We start from the raw sequence: 16,386 nt of genomic DNA, 5'->3' as shown, positions 1-16,386 counted from the left end.
GGGGAACCGGAACTGGAAGCCACATCCAAGCACAGCGCCCGTAAGCTCGAAGGGATCGAAGAGGAACGATGAAATCGCAGGAAATTGCACGCCGGTGGGTCGACTACTTTGAGTCGAAGGGCCACACCGCGGTTCCCAGCGCCTCGCTGGTCTCCTCCGACCCGTCGTTGCTGTTCACCGTCGCCGGCATGGTGCCGTTCATTCCGTACCTGACCGCACGCGAAGAACCGCCGTACAGCCGCGCCACCTCCGTCCAGAAGTGCATCCGCACCGGCGACATCGAAGAGGTCGGCAAGACCGTGCGCCACGGCACCTTCTTCCAGATGGCCGGAAACTTCTCCTTCGGTGACTACTTCAAGGAAGGCGCCATCTCTTACGCCTGGGAGCTGCTGACCAGTTCCCTTGAGGACGGCGGCTACGGCCTGGACCCGGAAAAGCTGTGGATCACCGTCTTCCACGAGGACACCGAGGCGCTGGAGATCTGGCGCGACAACATCGGCATCCCGGAGAACCGCATCCAGAAGATGGGCATGGAGGACAACTACTGGTCCACCGGCCAGCCCGGCCCGGCCGGCCCCTGCTCGGAGATCTTCTACGACCGCGGACCCGAGTACGGCATCGAGGGCGGCCCGGAGGCCGACGACACCCGGTACATCGAAATCTGGAACCTCGTGTTCATGCAGTACCAGCGCGGCGAGGGCACCGGCAAGGACAGCTTCGAGATCCTGGGCGAACTGCCCAAGAAGAACATCGACACCGGCCTGGGCCTCGAGCGCCTGGCCATGATCCTGCAGGGCGTCGAGAACATGTACGAGACCGACCAGGTCCGTCCCGTGCTCGACAAGGCCGCGGAGCTGGCGGGCAAGGCCTACACCTCCACCGAGGACCCGAAGGACCCCAACCACGCGGACGACGTGCGCATGCGCATGGTCGCGGACCACATCCGCTCTTCGCTGATGCTGATCTCCGACGGCGTCTCCCCGGGCAACGAGGGCCGCGGCTATGTGCTGCGCCGCCTGATCCGCCGCGCCGTGCGCGCCATGCGCCTGATGGGCGTGGAAACCGCGGTGCTCCCCGAGCTGCTGCCGGCCTCCCGCGACGCCATGAAGGGCGTCTACCCGATCGTCGAAACCGACTTCGAGCGCATCGCCCGCATCGCCTACGCCGAGGAGCGCGCCTTCCTGCGCACCATCGCCTCGGGCACCACCCGCCTGGAGGAGGCGCTGAAGGCCTCCAAGTCCAAGGGCGGCTCGCTCTCCGGCGAGGACGCCTTCGCGTTGCACGACACCTTCGGCTTCCCGATCGACCTCACGCTGGAAATCGCCGCCGAGGCAGGCCTGGCCGTCGACGAAACCAAGTTCCGCGAGCTGATGAACGAGCAGCGCACCCGCGCGCAGAAGGACGCCAAGGCCAAGAAGGCCGGACACGCGGACCTGACCGTCTTCACCCAGCTGCACGAGCGCGGCGACGTCATCTTCACCGGCTACGAGGAACTCACCAGCGAATCCACCGTGCGCGGCATCGTGCGCGACGGCTCTCTGGTCGAGGTGGCCGAACAGGGCCAGCAGATCGAACTGGTCCTCAACGAGACCCCGTTCTACGCCGAGGCCGGCGGACAGGCCGGAGACGTCGGACTGATCACCGGCGACGGCTTCGTGCTCGAGGTCCTGGACGTCCAGGCCCCGATCCGCGGGCTGAACGTCCACCAGGTGATCGTGCGCGAGGGCGAACTGCCCGCCGGCGCCTCGGTGCTGGCAGAGGTCGACCGCACCCGCCGCCATTCCGGGGAACAGGCGCACTCCGCCACCCACCTGGTTCACGCGGCGCTGCACGAGATCCTGGGCCCCGACGCCCTGCAGTCCGGCTCCTTCAACAAGGCCGGCTACCTGCGCTTTGACTTCTCCTGGTCCGAGGCCTTGTCGGCCGCGGCCCGCAACGAGATCGAAGAGGTCGTGAACCTGGCCATCCGCAACAACCACCAGGTGCACACCAACGTCATGCCGTTGGCCGAGGCCCGCGCCGCCGGCGCCATGAGCCTGTTCGGCGAGAAGTACGGCAACACCGTGCGCATGGTGGAGATCAACGACGCCTGGAGCCGCGAGCTTTGCGGCGGCACCCACGTGGCCAACACCGCACTGATCGGCTCGCTGACCCTGCTGGGCGAAGCCTCCGTGGGCTCGGGCAACCGCCGCGTGGAGGCTCTGGTCGGCATGGAGGCCTTCCGCCACGGGGCGGCAGAGCGCGCACTGGTTTCGGATCTCTCGGCCATGTTCAAGGTCCCGGCCGCACAGCTGAACGAACGCATTTCCGACACGGTCGCGAAGCTGCGCCACGCCGAAAAGGAAATCGAGAAGCTGCGCGGGGCCCAACTGGCCGCCCAGGCCGGCGCCCTGGCGGCAAAGTCCGCCACGGTCAACGGCATTAAGGTCCTGGCCCAGGATGTCGGCGAGGTCCCCTCGGCCGAAGCGCTGCGCACCCTGGCCCTGGACCTGCGCGACCGCCTCGGCTCGGAGGCATCCACCGTTGCCCTCACCGGTGCGTCCAACGGACGCCCGCTGGTGCTGGTGGCCACCAACGACGAGGCCCGCGCCAAGGGCGCGAAGGCCGGGGCGCTGGTGCGCACCGCCGCGAAGATCCTCGGCGGCGGCGGCGGCGGCAAGGACGATGTGGCACAGGGCGGCGGCCAGGACGTTTCCAAGACCGCCGAGGCCCTGGAAGCCATGGTCCGCTCGATCCGGGAGCTGTCATAACCTCGGTGCCAGGCGAAAGCGCACCTTCCGGGGTAGCCGGTGTGCTGCTGGGCGTCGACGTGGGCATGGCCCGCGTCGGCGTCGCGGCGTCCGACCGCAACGGGGTGCTGGCCACCCCGGTCAAGACGCTCAAGCGCGACCTGAAGAAGTCCAGCGACATTTCGGTGCTGGTCAAGCTGGCCGCCGAGCGTGAGGTCGCCCAGATCTTTGTCGGGCTGCCACGGTCGATGTCCGGCGGGGAGACCGCCTCCACGACAATGGCCCGCGATTATGCACGAGACTTGGCTAACGCCCTGACCCGTGCCCATGTGGGGGCGGAAGTCAGGCTGGTCGACGAGCGACTGACCACCGTCAGCGCGCACCGTGCCCTGCACGAAGCCGGTCTGGACGGGCGCAAGCACCGGGCGGTGGTCGACCAGGTCGCCGCCGTGGAGATTCTCCAGCAAGTGCTTGAAATGCGCCGCAACGGGCAGCACTCGCCCGGGCAGCTTGCCGACGGCCGAACCTTAGGGCCGGGCGATGGCAGCTGAACCGGGACAAACCGCCAGCGCCGAACCGGGGAGCGCACGCCGCGCTGCCCCCGGGGTGGTGCCCGGCGGCCCCGCTTTGGGTTACGATCGCATAACATCTCATTCGGCTGAAGACACGGGCCTGCGTCGCCCCTCGGCTACTACGTTGCCTGCGGGCAAGGGAGAAAACCGCATGACACACGAATCGTCCAACGATTCTCCGCGCCACGAACCCGGGACTTCACCCCGGCGTGCCGCCCGCGCCGCGCGCGAAAACGCCGAGCGCGAACGCGCCACGGCCCAGGCACCGGGCACGGGGGATCCGTCCCCCGACCCCGCGGCGGCAACCGCCACCGGCAACAACCCTGCCGGTGAAGCCCTGCCCGAACGCCACGGCACGGCGCACCATCACGCTGCGCCCGCCTCGGGGCATCGGGCCCCGGACGACGCCACGCCGACGGAACACGGCCTGGAGTTGCCTGCCGCAACCGCAGCCGGCGAAGAAGCCGCAAGGGCCGCCGCCGCTGCACAGGTTCTTGCGGAGGAACGCGCGCGGACCGCCGCCGCGGAACGCGCCACAGCGCTGGATGCCGCACAAAAGGCGCGGACCCAAAGCGCGCAGCGGGCACGCAAGGAAGCCATCGAGGCACAGCGCGCCGCCGCCGAGCGCGTGCGCCAAACGCTGCGGGCCAACGCCGCGCCGTTGCGTGACAGGTCCGCCGCGGCCCGAAGCGCCATGACCCCCGATTCATCGCACGCCGCGCAGTCCACCGGACAACCCGTAGTCCCGGCCGCCGCACCGTTCGACCAGGACGCGTCGCGGCACCGCACCGGCGCCACCCCTGGAGCAGCGGATCCGGCGGCAACCCAGGCGCAGGCCCTGTCGACTCCCGGCGCCCAGGGGCCTCCAACCCACCCGGCCGTCCCTCCGACCTTGGTGCCGGCCGTGCAGAAGCAGCAGACCCGGGAAACGCGCCCGGACCAGGCCGCCGCGGCCGGTTCCGCCTACCCGGCCCCCGACCCCGAACACCTGCAGTTCCCGGATGCCCACGGTGCAGGGGTCCACGCGCGGCCGGAGGCCCACGAGGACCCCGGCGCCCACCCCGAGGCCTACGCCGCGGGACCCAGCATGGAAAATGCCGACACGGATCAACATGCCATCGATCCCCACCAAGCCGGATACCAAGATGCCGGCCACTACGACGCGGGGCACCCGGACCTTGGGCAGCCCGAGGCCGGATTCCTGGCCGCGGGTCACTACGACGGCACCACCGCTTATCCGGCGGCAGCCGACGAATCGCTGGAACGCGAAAACTTGTTCCTGACCACCATGGAGGCAGACCCGAAGGCGCGCAAGACCCGCCGCCGCCGGCGCAACTGGATCGTGCTCGTGGTGCTGCTGGGCTTCTGCGCCGTCATCTTCGGCGTCGTTCTCTTCCTGCAGGGACTCATGGAACGCCTGAACCCTGCGGACTACCCGGCTCCTGGCGGCGCGGCCGTTTCCTTTGACGTCAAGCCCGGCTGGGGCCCGAAGCAAATCGGGCGCGAACTGGAAAACCGGGACATCGTCGCCAGCGACAAGCTCTTCCTCGAAGCCATCCAGCTGGTGGACACCGAAAACCGCGAGATCCACCCCGGAACCTACGACCTGCGCCAACAGATGCCCGCTCTGGATGCCGCCTCGATCCTGATCGGCGAGCCCGCCGCCAAGGTCTCCTACGTGGCCATCAAGCAGAACACCCGCCTGGCCGGCGTGCTCGAGGAAATCTCCACGTCCACCGGCCTGAAGCTCGAGGACCTCCAAGCCCTGTCCGAGGACCCCCAGGCCTTCGGCATCAAGTCCGGGGCCAGCAACCTCGAGGGCTACCTGCACCCGGGCGAATACCGCTTCCCGCTGGATGCCGACGCCAAGACGGTGCTCAAGGCCATGGTCGATGCCACCGCCAAGACACTGAAGGCCAACGGCGTCACCGACCCGAAGCAGCAGTACCACGTGCTCAAGGTCGCCTCGATCCTGCAGGCCGAGGCCCGCCAGAACGACTACGCCACCGTGGCAGGGGCACTGGAAAACCGCCTGCACCCGAGCAACACCGAGACCAACGGCCTGCTGCAAGTCGACTCGGCCGTCATCTACGGGCTGGACCGCTACACCCTGCAGATCAGCGGGGCGGAGAAGGTAGACGCGGGAAACCCCTACAACACCTACGTGCACAAGGGGCTGCCGCCGACCCCCATCGGTTCCCCGGGGGACCCGGCCATCAAGGCCGCGGCCAACCCGACGCCCAACGACTACTACTACTGGGTCACCGTGAACACCAACACCGGTGAAACGAAGTTCGCCAGGACCTACGCCGAACACCGCGTGTACCAGAACGAATTCCGTTCCTGGTGCGCCGCGAACACGGACGTGTGCAAGTGACCGCGGCGCGCCGCGCGGCGGTGCTCGGCCACCCGATCTCCCATTCACGTTCCCCGCTGCTGCACTCGAGCGCCTACCGCGCCCTGGGCGTGGACATCGCCTACACCGCGATCGACACCCTCCCCGGGCAGGCCGAGGCCTTCGCCCGGCGGCTGCGCACCGAACCGGGCTGGGTCGGGGTCTCGGTGACCATGCCGCTGAAGGACGCGCTGATCCCGCACCTCGACGAGCTTTCCGAGCGCGTGCAGCGGCTCGGGGCACTGAACACCGTGGTGGTCCAGCACCGTGACGGGGCCGTTCACCTCTACGGGCACAACACCGACGTCGACGGGATCGTGGGGGCGATGGCCGGGGTGCTCCCCGCGCGCCGCCCCGGCGACACGCCTGCTCCCGGTCGCCGCGCCGCGATCCTGGGTGCCGGGAACACGGCGCTGGCCGCGCTGGAGTCCTGCGCCGAGCTCGGGCTCACCCAGGTGGACCTCGTGGTGCGCAAACCGCTGCGCGCCGTCGCCGCCCTGGACCTGGCCCAAACCCTGGGACTGGACTGCGAGGCGATCGACAGCACCGTCGCCGGTCAGCGGCTGGCGCACTACCAGGCGGTCATCTCCACGCTACCGGCGCACGCCGCCGACGGGCTGGTGGCCCCCCTGGGCCTGGACCCGGAACACAGCCCGGACCCCGGCCTCGCGGCGCCCGGCATGCTGGCTCCCGGCGCCGTGCTGCTGGATGTCGCCTACGACCCCTGGCCCTCGGTGCTTGCCACCGCCTGGGAACGCGCCGGCGGCACCGTGGTCTCCGGGCTCTCGATGCTGCTCTACCAGGGAGTGGAGCAGGTCAAGCTCTTTTCCGGTGTCCAGCATGCGGACTGGGAGCACGTCACAAATGTGATGTGCGACGCAGTGGGGCTCTCCCGGCCCTGATCACGGCCCCGGGACATGGCAAGATGGAGTGCATGTTGCGTTGGTTGACGGCGGGCGAATCACACGGCCCCGCATTGGTTGGAATTATCGAGGGACTGCCCGCGGGCATTGCCATCTCTTCACAGGACGTGCGCGATGCCCTGGCACGCCGCCGCCTCGGCTATGGCCGCGGTGCCCGGATGAAGTTCGAGCAGGATGCGGTGTCCTTCATCGGCGGTGTCCGCCACGGACTCACCCAGGGCGGCCCGGTGGCCATCGAGGTCGGCAACACCGAGTGGCCCAAGTGGGAAAAGGTCATGAACCCCGACGAGGTGGACCCCGAGGAACTGGCATCGATGGCGCGCAACGCGCCGCTGACCCGCCCGCGCCCCGGGCATGCGGACTTCACCGGCATGCAGAAATACGGGTTCGACGACGCCCGCCCGGTCCTGGAGCGCGCCTCCGCCCGCGAAACCGCCGCCCGCGTCGCCCTGGGCTCGGTGGCCGCAAACTTCCTGGCCCAGCTCGGCGTCCAGCTGGTCTCCCACACCGTGTCGGTCGGCACCGTCTCCTCCCCGGAGCATTCGCCGCTGCCGCGCGCCGCCGACGTGCGCGCGCTGGATGCCGACCCGCTGCGCTGCTTCGATTCGGAGACCTCCGAGGCCATGGTCGCCGAGGTCGACGCCGCCCACAAGGAGGGCGAGACCCTCGGCGGCATCGTCGAGGTGCTGGCCTACAACCTGCCCCCCGGGCTGGGCTCCTACGTGCACTGGGACCGCCGCCTCGACGCGCGCCTGGCCGGTGCGCTGATGGGCATCCAGGCCATCAAGGGCGTGGAGGTGGGAGACGGCTTCCTCACCGCCTCGCGCCGCGGCTCCGCCGCCCACGACGAGATCGTCCGCGGCGAGGACGGCGTCATCGACCGCTCCGGCAACAAGGCCGGCGGCATCGAGGGCGGCATGAGCATCGGGGACGTGCTGCGCGTGCGCGCGGCCATGAAGCCGATCGCCACCGTCCCGCGCGCCCTGCGCACCATCGACACCGCCACCGGCGAGGAAACCACCGCGCACCACCAGCGCTCGGACGTCTGTGCGGTCCCGGCCGCCGGCGTCGTCGCCGAGGCCATGGTCGCCCTGGTGCTGGCCCAGGCCATGCTGGAGAAGTTCGGCGGCGACTCGATCGCCGAGGTCAAGCGCAACGTGGAAAACTACCTCGGGGCCATCCCGCAGAACCTGGGGTCGGTCCGCACCCCATGAGCACGCCGATCTTCCTGATCGGGCCGATGGCCAGCGGCAAGAGCGCGGTCGGGGCGATCCTGGCGAGCCTGCTGGGTACCACCCTGATCGACACCGACGCCCGCGTCGTGGCGGCCCACGGCACGATCCCCGAGATCTTCGCCGCCCACGGCGAGGCGGGATTCCGCCGCTTCGAGTCCCAGGCGCTGGCCGAGGCCGTGCGCCCGCACGCCAAGGCGGCGCCCGATGCCGACCCGGCCGGGCCCTGCGCCCCGGCGGTCGTAGCCACCGGGGGAGGCTCGGTGCTCGCGCCCGGGAACCGGGAGCTGATCGCCACGGGCTTCTCGGTGTACCTGCTCACCGATGCGGCCACCGTCGGCCCGCGCATCGGCGCCGACACCACCCGTCCGCTGCTCGGCGCCACCCCGCTGGAATCGTGGAGCCGGATCTTCGCCGAACGCAGCGAACTCTACGAGGCGACAGCGACGCTGTGCATCGACACCCGGGGGAGGACCGCGGCACAAATCGCCGAGGCGATCCTCACCGCATACCGTGATGCCGGACACTGAAACCCCAACTCGGACACCCAAACGCGTAGGCTTAAGCCAAGCAACGGGCGCATCCACGCGCCCACTGCACGGCTAATTGGTCACCGGCGAAGAATCGGTTGACGCGTATTCACCCACGCGCCCAAGCCCCCAACCGCACCGACCCCGGTCGGTGCAGGGGGCCCGGCGCGCCACGCAGCACATGGAGGATCCAACGATGAACCCCGCACCCACGACGATCAACGTCACCGGATCGGCTCCTGCCGAGAACTACCAGGTGATCGTCGGCAACGGCCTGCTTGGGCGACTGCCCGGCCTGCTGGGCCAGCGCGTCAAGAAGGTGCTGATCATCCACCCGCGGGCGCTGCGCGCCACCGGCGACATCGTCAAGGCCGACCTCGAGGCCGCCGGCTACGCCGCGATGGTCGCCGAGATCCCCGATGCCGAAGAGGGCAAGCACATCGAGGTCGCTTCCTTCTGCTGGCAGGTGCTGGGCAAGAACGACTTCACCCGCTCGGATGCCATCGTGGCCGTGGGCGGCGGGGCCGTAACCGACCTGGCCGGCTTCGTGGCCGCCACCTGGCTGCGCGGCACCAAGGTCATCCACATCCCCACCTCGCTGCTGGGCATGGTCGACGCCGCCGTGGGCGGCAAGACCGGCATCAACACCGCCGAGGGCAAGAACCTCGTCGGCGCCTTCCACCCGCCGGCCGGGGTGCTGGTGGACCTGGACACGCTGTCCACGCTGCCGAAGAACGAGCTGGTCACCGGCTTGGCCGAGGTCGTGAAGTGCGGCTTCATCGCCGACGAACGCATCCTCGAGCTCATCGAGGAAGACCCTGCCGACGCCACCGACGCCACCTCCGCCCGCCTGCGCGAGCTGATCGAGCGCGCCATCGCCGTCAAGGCCAAGGTCGTCTCGTCCGACCTGCGCGAATCCGGCGAACGCGAATACCTGAACTACGGGCACACCCTGGCCCACGCCATCGAGCTGGTCGAGCGCTACTCGATGCGCCACGGCGCCGCGGTGTCCATCGGCATGGCCTTCGCCGCCGAGCTGGGCCGCAGCGTGGGACGCACCTCGGATGCGGTCGCCGACCGCCACCTGGCCATCCTGACGTCCCTGGGACTGCCCACCACCTATCGCGGGGACCGCTGGCAGGCCCTGCTCGACGGGATGCGCCGGGACAAGAAGACCCGCGGCGACCTGTTGCGCTTCGTGGTGCTCGACGGGGTCGGCAGCCCGCGCATGCTCGAGGTGCCCGACACTTCCCTCTTGTTCGCCGCCTACCAGGAGATTGCACAATGATCACCGCACCGGATTGGGACCTGACCCACACCCAGGCACTGCTGCAGGTACCCGTCGGGGGACTGGACAGCGCCCCGCGCCAAAACATCGAATCGGGCATCCCCGGGGTGCGCTTGAACCCGTCGCTGATGCGCCACGAGATTTCCGATGCGGCCCTGGCCGAGGAAACCCTGCGCACCGGCTCCGCCGCCTGGCAGGTCGTGGTGCTGCTGGCCAAGGGCGAGCTGCGCGCCGCCAGCGAACTGGTCGCCGAGACCCGCCTGAGCGACCCGCAGGACTTCGCCATGCGCGTGCTCGACACCTCGCTGACCCGTGCCGCGGGCGACGCGCCGCGGGCCATCAACCGCCTGCGCGCGCTGCTGACCGAGTTCAAGGACACCGAGCACGAGGCCATCCTGCAGCAGCACCTGGGCTTCGCCTACGTGGAATCCGGGGACCTGCTGGCCGCGGCCAACCGCTTCCGCAAGGCCCTTGACCTGCGCACCGCCGCGGGGGCCGACACCCACCTGGTCGAATCCTCGCGCGCCTGCCTGGCCTCGGTGCTCGAGCACACCGGAACCGGGACCGCTCAGCCGGCCCACCAGCACCCCGCGCCGTAGCACCGGCCCCGCCGGAGCACCCCAGGTGCGCCGGCCGGGCGCCGACGTCCGGCAGATCACCATCGGGTGTTACCCGGGCAACCGCCCCGGTGCGCTAAACTGAATCTTGGATTTTTGACAACACGCCCGGGGTTGCCGCTTTGCGGCGGCTGGGGCCCGCCGACGCGACTCCGCGCCGGGCGAGCCGGCGGCGACATACGGAAGAAGAGTAGATCGTGGCATCAACCACCGACATCAAGAACGGACAGGTCCTCAAGATCGAGGGCCAGCTCTGGACCATCATCGATTTCCAGCACGTCAAGCCCGGCAAGGGCGGCGCATTCGTGCGCACCAAGATGCGCAACGTCATCACCGGGCGCGTCCTGGAGAAGACCTACAACGCCGGCGCCAAGATCGAGACGGCCACCGTTGACCGCCGCGACTACCAGTACCTGTACCAGGACGGCGAAGACTTCGTGTTCATGGACCTGAGCGACTACGACCAGATCACCGTCGCCGGTGCCACCGTGGGAGACGCCGCCGGCTACATGCTCGAAAGCCAGAACGCCACCATCGCCATGCACGAGGGCTCCCCGCTGTACGTCGAGCTGCCCCCGTCGGTTGTCCTGGAAATCACCTACACCGAGCCGGGCCTGCAGGGCGACCGCTCCTCGGCGGGCACCAAGCCGGCCACGCTGGAGACCGGCAAGGAGATCCAGGTGCCGCTGTTCGTCGAGCAGAACACCAAGGTCAAGGTCGACACCCGCACCGGCGATTACCTGGGGCGTGTCTCCTAGTGAGCGCCCGCGCCAAGGCCCGCCGCCGGGCACTTGACATCCTTTTTGAAGCCGAACAACGCGATGTCTCGCCGCTGGCGGCCATGCGTTTGCGCCGTGAAGCCACGGACATCACCATCAACGAATACACCGTGACCCTCATCGAGGGCGTCATGGGCGAGCTGGACAGGATCGACGAGATCCTCTCCTCCTACTCCAAGGGCTGGACCCTGGAGCGCATGCCCACGGTGGACCGCACCGCGCTGCGCATCGGCGCCTGGGAGCTGTTGTTCAACGACGACGTTCCCGACGGCGTTGCCGTCGCCGAGGCGGTCTCGCTGGTCCGCGAGCTGTCCACCGACGAGTCCCCGGAATTCGTCAACGGACTGCTCGGACGCATCCAGCAGATGAAGCCGACGCTGCTGGCCTAGCGGCCCGCGCATCGCACCTCTCCGCCGGCCGGCGGGAACCCGCACTTTTCGGGCTCCCGCCGGCCGCGGTGCGTTAACCGCCGAACGTGCCCGCTGCCGGCCCGGCAGGGCGCTTTTCTCCCCTCCCCGTGGCCGCGGGGCGGCAAGCTTCGGCGTGGGGGCCGCCGCCGCGCCCGTGAATCGTGCCACACTGTGTGCTTGGGTCGCAGAATCCGACAGCCACGTGGTTTCTGTTCCCCGTGTCACTCGCGCCCACCTAAGAACAGAGGAGAACACGTTGAATTGGCTCGACCGCTCCCGCTCCATCGCCCCGCCCGGCTTCAACCGCTGGCTGATCCCGCCCGCCGCCCTGGCCGTGCACCTGTGTATCGGCCAGGCCTACGCCACCAGCGTGTACAAGTCCGCGCTGATCGGCCACTTCGGCCTCTCGCAGACCGCCATCGGGATCATCTTCTCCATCGCGATCGTGATGCTCGGCCTCTCGGCGGCCATCATGGGCACCTGGGTCGAACGCAGCGGGCCGCGCAAGTCGATGTTTGTCGCCGCCTCCTTCTGGGGCGCCGGCTTCCTGGTCGGCGCGGCCGGCATCTTCACCTCGCAGCTCTGGCTGGTGTACCTGGGCTACGGGTTCATCGGCGGCATCGGCCTGGGCATCGGCTACATCTCCCCGGTGTCCACGCTGATGAAGTGGTTCCCGGACCGCCCCGGCATGGCCACCGGCATGGCGATCATGGGCTTCGGCGGGGGCGCACTGATCGCCTCCCCGATGTCCAGCGCGCTGCTGAAGTTCTTCGACGGATTTGACCCGGCCGTCGACGGTGCGGACTGGATCGCCTCCGGTACCTCGGTCGGCAAGCTCTTCCTCACCCTGGGTATCGTGTACTTCGCGGTGATGATGTACGGGGTGCTGAACATCCGCGTGCCGGCCCCCGGCTGGATGCCGCGCGGCTGGGACCCCTCGAAGGCCAAGGTCTCGGCGATGGTCACCACCGCCCACGTCTCGGCGGCCAACGCGATCAAGACCCGCAGCTTCTGGTTGGTGTGGGCCGTGCTGTTCCTCAACGTCACCGCGGGCATCGGCATCCTGGAACAGGCCTCCCCGATGATCCAGGACTTCTTCCGCGGCGCCGACGGGAACTCCGCGGTCAACGCCGCGGTGGCCGCCGGTTTCGTGGGCATGCTCTCGATCGGCAACATGGCCGGGCGCTTCATCTGGTCCAGCACCTCGGATGTGATCGGCCGCAAGCGGATCTACATGGTCTACCTCGGTGCCGGCGCGCTCTTCTACGTGGTGCTGGCCTTCTTCGGAGGCAGCTCGATGCTGCTCTTCGTGGCGATGGCCGTGGTCATCATCAGCTTCTACGGCGGTTCCTTCGCCACCGCGCCGGCCTACCTCAAGGACCTCTTCGGCACCTTCCAGGTCGGCGCGATCCACGGTCGCCTGCTGACCGCCTGGTCCGCCGCCGGCATTGCCGGGCCGTTGATCGTCAACGGGCTGTTGGACGCCCAGGGCAAGCCCGGGACGATGAACGCGCACAACTACCTGCCGGTGCTGCTGACCATGGTGGGGTTGCTGGTCATCGGCTTCGTCGCCAGCACGCTCATCCGCCCGGTCGACGCGAAGTACCACGAGCCGGAGGAAGAACTCGCTTCCGCCAGGAAAGGATCCTAGATGCCAGCGCAACCACATGACGCAGTGAACCCCGCAGGCGGCACCGACGTCCCGGTGAATCCCGCCACCGGTCGGCTGGCTTTCGGCTGGCTGCTGGTCGGCATCCCGCTGGCCTACGGGGTCATCACCACCCTGTCGCGGGTCGGCCAGCTCTTCCAGTAGAACCGGCGGCCGCCGGGCAAGGCATCGGGCGTTCGGCGTGTTGCACCGCGACACGCCGAACGCCCGACCCATGAGTGGCGGTCGGCCTCCCGGCGGGACCCGCACACCCCGGCGGCCCGGCACCGGCCGACACCGGCCGGCACTGACCCGGCCGCCCCGGGCTCAGGCCACGTTCAGCAGCTGCGCCCGCTGCAGGTGCGACTTGTGCAGCAACGCCAGCTCACGAGCGAAATCGGTGCCCGTGGGGTGTCCGGCCGCGATCCGCTGGCGCACCGCGGCCAGGTTCATCGCGGTGGCGGTGAACTCCTTCATCTGCCGGCGGCGCCCGATGCCCGCCGCCCAGCGCCGGGCATCGCGCCGGCCCGCACGGGTGGCAAACATCGCCACCTCCGCGGCGGTGAACCAGCCGCTGGCCCGGTACTCGTCCAGGCGCTGCTCGGTCAGCTTCCGCTCCCCGCGCTGCAGCAGCACCACGGCCACGATCGAGGCGACGAACAAGGGCACCTGCAGCACGAAGTAGAAGCTCAGGAAGTTGTCGAAGAAGATCCCGACCCCGCCGTTCCACAGGAAGTGGCCGACCATCGCCGGAAGCAGGCCCAGCACCAGGTACAGCGGCCAGCGCCCGCGTTTGCCGCGCGCGGCACAGAGCCCCAGTGCGAAACCCGTCCATGCGGTGAACATCACATGCGCGAAGGGCGAGAACAGCCCGCGCAGCACGAAGACCGAGACCAGCTCGCCCGGGGCCGCCGGGTCGACGTAGCTGGAGGCGAAGTACAAGATGTTCTCGGTGAACGCGAACCCGGCACCGACGATGCCGCCGTACACGATCCCGTCAATGGGACCGTCGAAATGCGAGCGGTTGATCCAGAAGATCAGCAGCACCCCGGCGCCCTTGGCCAGCTCCTCCACGATGGGGGCCTGCACCACCGCGCCGAAGAGGTCAAGGTCAAGGCGTCCGGCGGGGTCGAAGAACAACTCCATGAACACGTCCCCGACCAGCAGGGACCCGGCCACCGAGGCCCCGGCGCCCCAGAACAGCCCCAGCGCCAGCAGTGCGCGCGGCTCCGGGTCCCAGCGGTCCACCCAGCGCAGCCCCAGCAGGCACAGCGCCAGGGGCACCATGGCCAGGGCGCCAAGCCACAGCACCGTGCCGGAACCAAAGACCCCGGCCAGGAAGAAGCCCACACCCAGCAGCACCACGGTGCAGGCCAGCAGCGCCAGGGTCACCGCCGTGGACCCGGAACGGTGCCGGCGCCCCGGCGGGGAACCGAAGGGCGCCGGAGCGGACCCGGGCACACCGGGCACGCCCGGGAAAGCGGGGGAGCCGGCGGAGGCCCAGGGATCCTGCGGGGCCGAGTGCGGGGACGATTGCGGGGGGTGTGAGGTAACGCGCATGACTCAAATCCTACGTGCGGCACGGCCTGTGATAATTTTGATCCAGCAAGCAACCTTTAAATTCCGTCCAGTGAGGCGGGGAAGGAGGCCGCACATGAGCAACGAGCAGAACCATGCCCGTGCCACAGCGCCCGTCAGTGCCCGGATAGTCCTCTCCAGCGAGGACATCGACCGCGTTCTCACCCGCATCGCCCACGAGATCATCGAGGCGAACAAGGGTGTGGAGGACCTGGTGCTGCTGGGCATCCCGTCCCGCGGCTTCCCGCTGGCCCAACGCCTCGCGCAGCGCATCGCCGCCACCACCCCGGGCCTTGACCCCGCCTCCATCACCGGACAGCTCGACGTCACGATGTACCGCGACGACCTGCGCCGCTCCACCACCCGCACCCCGGTGCCCACCCGCCTTCCGGCCTCCGGCATCGACGACAAGGTCGTGGTGCTGGTGGACGACGTGCTCTACTCCGGACGCACCATCCGCGCCGCCCTGGACGCCATCGCCGATTTGGGCCGCCCGCGCATCGTCCGCCTGGCGGTCCTGGTGGACCGCGGCCACCGCGAACTTCCCATCCGCGCCGACCACGTCGGCAAGAACCTGCCCACCGCCACCACCGAGAAGGTGCGCGTGCACCTGGCCGAGGTCGACGGGGAAAACAACAACGAGGTCGTCATCGAGGCCCACGCATGAAGCACCTGCTCTCCACCCTTGACCTGTCGCGCGCCGACGCCATCCGGATCCTGGACATCGCCGAGGAAATGGCCGCCGTGGGCACCCGCGAGGTCAAGAAGCTCCCGGCGCTGCGCGGACGGACCGTGGTGAACCTCTTCTTCGAGGACTCCACCCGCACCCGCATCTCCTTCGAGGCCGCCGCCAAGCGGCTGAGCGCGGACGTCATCAACTTCTCCGCCAAGGGCTCCTCGGTCTCCAAGGGCGAATCGCTCAAGGACACCGCCCAGACCCTGCAGGCCATCGGCGCCGACGCGGTGGTCATCCGGCACGGCGCCTCCGGGGCCCCGGCCCGCCTGGCCGCCACCGACTGGATCGACGCACCGGTGGTCAACGCCGGGGACGGCACCCACGAGCACCCCACCCAGGCGCTGCTGGACGCGTTCACGCTGCGCACCCACTGGTCCGCGCTGCACGGGCACACCTCGCTGGGTTCCGACCTTTCCGGGATGCGCGTGGCCATCGTCGGGGACATCCTGCACTCGCGGGTCGCCCGCTCCAACCTCTGGCTGTTGCGCACCCTGGGCGCCGAGGTGACCATGGTCGCCCCGCCCACGCTGCTGCCGCACGGCTCACACGCATGGCCGTGCACCATCAGCTACGACCTGGACGCCACGCTGGCCTCCGGCACCGACGCGGTGATGATGCTGCGCGTGCAGGGCGAACGCATGCACGACTCCTACTTCCCCAACACCCGCGAGTACTCGCGGCTCTGGGGCTTCGACGACGCGCGGCTCGCGGCACTGGATGCCCGCGACACCGGCGAAACCATCATCATGCACCCCGGCCCGATGAACCGCGGCCTGGAAATCTCCTCCGCCGCGGCCGACTCGCCCCGCTCCACCGTGCTGGCCCAGGTGGCCAACGGCGTGGCGGTGCGCATGGCCGTGCTGTACCTACTGCTATCGGGGGACCAGCAGCGTCCCGCCCCCTCGGACGCCACCCGTCCGGCCGGCCTGTAAAGAAACGGGAGTCAATC

The 16,386-nt window shown here is 69.4% G+C and carries 15 protein-coding genes; 14 read left to right on the top strand and 1 reads right to left on the bottom strand.

Annotated elements, in window-relative coordinates; genetic code table 11:
- Positions 1 to 68 precede the first annotated feature (68 nt).
- The 12 genes from alaS (at position 69) to BLJ79_RS23375 (ending at position 13,288) form a co-directional block, all read left to right on the top strand.
- Positions 69 to 2,750 (top strand): alanine--tRNA ligase, encoded by a 2,682-nt coding sequence (gene alaS, locus BLJ79_RS12655; RefSeq protein WP_071215100.1) that lies wholly within the window; start codon positions 69 to 71, stop codon positions 2,748 to 2,750.
- A 5-nt stretch (positions 2,751 to 2,755) separates the two neighbouring features.
- On the top strand, positions 2,756 to 3,280 hold the full coding sequence (gene ruvX / locus BLJ79_RS12650; protein ID WP_286135380.1) for a Holliday junction resolvase RuvX: 525 nt from the start codon (positions 2,756 to 2,758) through the stop codon (positions 3,278 to 3,280).
- Positions 3,281 to 3,452: 172 nt separating this feature from the next.
- Positions 3,453 to 5,678 (top strand): endolytic transglycosylase MltG, encoded by a 2,226-nt coding sequence (gene mltG, locus BLJ79_RS12645; RefSeq protein WP_071215098.1) that lies wholly within the window; start codon positions 3,453 to 3,455, stop codon positions 5,676 to 5,678.
- On the top strand, positions 5,675 to 6,598 hold the full coding sequence (locus tag BLJ79_RS12640; protein WP_071215197.1) for a shikimate dehydrogenase family protein: 924 nt from the start codon (positions 5,675 to 5,677) through the stop codon (positions 6,596 to 6,598). The genes mltG and BLJ79_RS12640 overlap by 4 nt, the downstream gene beginning before the upstream one ends.
- 32 nt (positions 6,599 to 6,630) lie before the next feature.
- On the top strand, positions 6,631 to 7,833 hold the full coding sequence (gene aroC, locus BLJ79_RS12635) for a chorismate synthase (protein WP_071215097.1): 1,203 nt from the start codon (positions 6,631 to 6,633) through the stop codon (positions 7,831 to 7,833).
- Positions 7,830 to 8,381, top strand: a complete 552-nt coding sequence (locus tag BLJ79_RS12630) for a shikimate kinase (protein WP_071215096.1) — start codon at positions 7,830 to 7,832, stop codon at positions 8,379 to 8,381. Before aroC ends, BLJ79_RS12630 begins: the two co-directional genes overlap by 4 nt.
- Before the next feature lie 196 nt (positions 8,382 to 8,577).
- Positions 8,578 to 9,669: a 3-dehydroquinate synthase gene (gene aroB / locus BLJ79_RS12625; RefSeq protein WP_071215095.1), complete on the top strand. Its 1,092-nt coding sequence runs from the start codon at positions 8,578 to 8,580 to the stop codon at positions 9,667 to 9,669.
- Positions 9,666 to 10,268 (top strand): tetratricopeptide repeat protein, encoded by a 603-nt coding sequence (locus BLJ79_RS12620; protein ID WP_071215094.1) that lies wholly within the window; start codon positions 9,666 to 9,668, stop codon positions 10,266 to 10,268. The genes aroB and BLJ79_RS12620 overlap by 4 nt, the downstream gene beginning before the upstream one ends.
- A 215-nt stretch (positions 10,269 to 10,483) precedes the next feature.
- Positions 10,484 to 11,044, top strand: coding sequence for an elongation factor P (gene efp / locus BLJ79_RS12615; protein ID WP_071215093.1), 561 nt, complete (start codon positions 10,484 to 10,486; stop codon positions 11,042 to 11,044).
- Positions 11,044 to 11,454 carry a transcription antitermination factor NusB gene (gene nusB / locus BLJ79_RS12610; RefSeq protein WP_071215092.1) on the top strand — a complete coding sequence of 137 codons (411 nt, stop codon included), beginning with the start codon at positions 11,044 to 11,046 and terminating at the stop codon, positions 11,452 to 11,454. Before efp ends, nusB begins: the two co-directional genes overlap by 1 nt.
- Positions 11,455 to 11,731: 277 nt before the next feature.
- Positions 11,732 to 13,126: an OFA family MFS transporter gene (locus tag BLJ79_RS12605; protein WP_071215091.1), complete on the top strand. Its 1,395-nt coding sequence runs from the start codon at positions 11,732 to 11,734 to the stop codon at positions 13,124 to 13,126.
- Positions 13,127 to 13,288, top strand: a complete 162-nt coding sequence (locus tag BLJ79_RS23375; protein WP_175475469.1) for an MFS transporter small subunit — start codon at positions 13,127 to 13,129, stop codon at positions 13,286 to 13,288. It abuts the gene before it with no gap.
- A 162-nt stretch (positions 13,289 to 13,450) separates the two neighbouring features.
- On the opposite strand, the gene BLJ79_RS12600 is transcribed toward BLJ79_RS23375, so the two are convergent.
- A complete protein-coding gene (locus BLJ79_RS12600) occupies positions 13,451 to 14,683 on the bottom strand; it encodes a PrsW family intramembrane metalloprotease (protein ID WP_139194850.1) in 1,233 nt (410 codons plus the stop codon).
- A 94-nt stretch (positions 14,684 to 14,777) separates the two neighbouring features.
- On the opposite strand from BLJ79_RS12600, the gene pyrR reads away from it, so the two are divergent.
- On the top strand, positions 14,778 to 15,368 hold the full coding sequence (pyrR, locus tag BLJ79_RS12595; RefSeq protein WP_071215090.1) for a bifunctional pyr operon transcriptional regulator/uracil phosphoribosyltransferase PyrR: 591 nt from the start codon (positions 14,778 to 14,780) through the stop codon (positions 15,366 to 15,368).
- Positions 15,365 to 16,369: an aspartate carbamoyltransferase catalytic subunit gene (locus BLJ79_RS12590; RefSeq protein WP_071215089.1), complete on the top strand. Its 1,005-nt coding sequence runs from the start codon at positions 15,365 to 15,367 to the stop codon at positions 16,367 to 16,369. Before pyrR ends, BLJ79_RS12590 begins: the two co-directional genes overlap by 4 nt.
- Positions 16,370 to 16,386: the final 17 nt, after the last annotated feature.

Source organism: Arthrobacter sp. UCD-GKA (assembly GCF_001863355.1).
Classification (GTDB): Bacteria; Actinomycetota; Actinomycetes; order Actinomycetales; family Micrococcaceae; genus Paeniglutamicibacter.
This window is presented reverse-complemented; position numbering and strand designations above follow the sequence as displayed.

Coding starts and splice junctions, on each gene's coding strand:
- BLJ79_RS12600 (WP_139194850.1), bottom strand. CDS start 14,683: ATGCGCGTTACCTCACACCCCCCGCAATCGTCCCCGCACTCGGCCCCG.
- pyrR (WP_071215090.1), top strand. CDS start 14,778: ATGAGCAACGAGCAGAACCATGCCCGTGCCACAGCGCCCGTCAGTGCC.
- alaS (WP_071215100.1), top strand. CDS start 69: ATGAAATCGCAGGAAATTGCACGCCGGTGGGTCGACTACTTTGAGTCG.
- BLJ79_RS12590 (WP_071215089.1), top strand. CDS start 15,365: ATGAAGCACCTGCTCTCCACCCTTGACCTGTCGCGCGCCGACGCCATC.
- BLJ79_RS23375 (WP_175475469.1), top strand. CDS start 13,127: ATGCCAGCGCAACCACATGACGCAGTGAACCCCGCAGGCGGCACCGAC.
- BLJ79_RS12620 (WP_071215094.1), top strand. CDS start 9,666: ATGATCACCGCACCGGATTGGGACCTGACCCACACCCAGGCACTGCTG.
- mltG (WP_071215098.1), top strand. CDS start 3,453: ATGACACACGAATCGTCCAACGATTCTCCGCGCCACGAACCCGGGACT.
- aroC (WP_071215097.1), top strand. CDS start 6,631: ATGTTGCGTTGGTTGACGGCGGGCGAATCACACGGCCCCGCATTGGTT.
- BLJ79_RS12630 (WP_071215096.1), top strand. CDS start 7,830: ATGAGCACGCCGATCTTCCTGATCGGGCCGATGGCCAGCGGCAAGAGC.
- aroB (WP_071215095.1), top strand. CDS start 8,578: ATGAACCCCGCACCCACGACGATCAACGTCACCGGATCGGCTCCTGCC.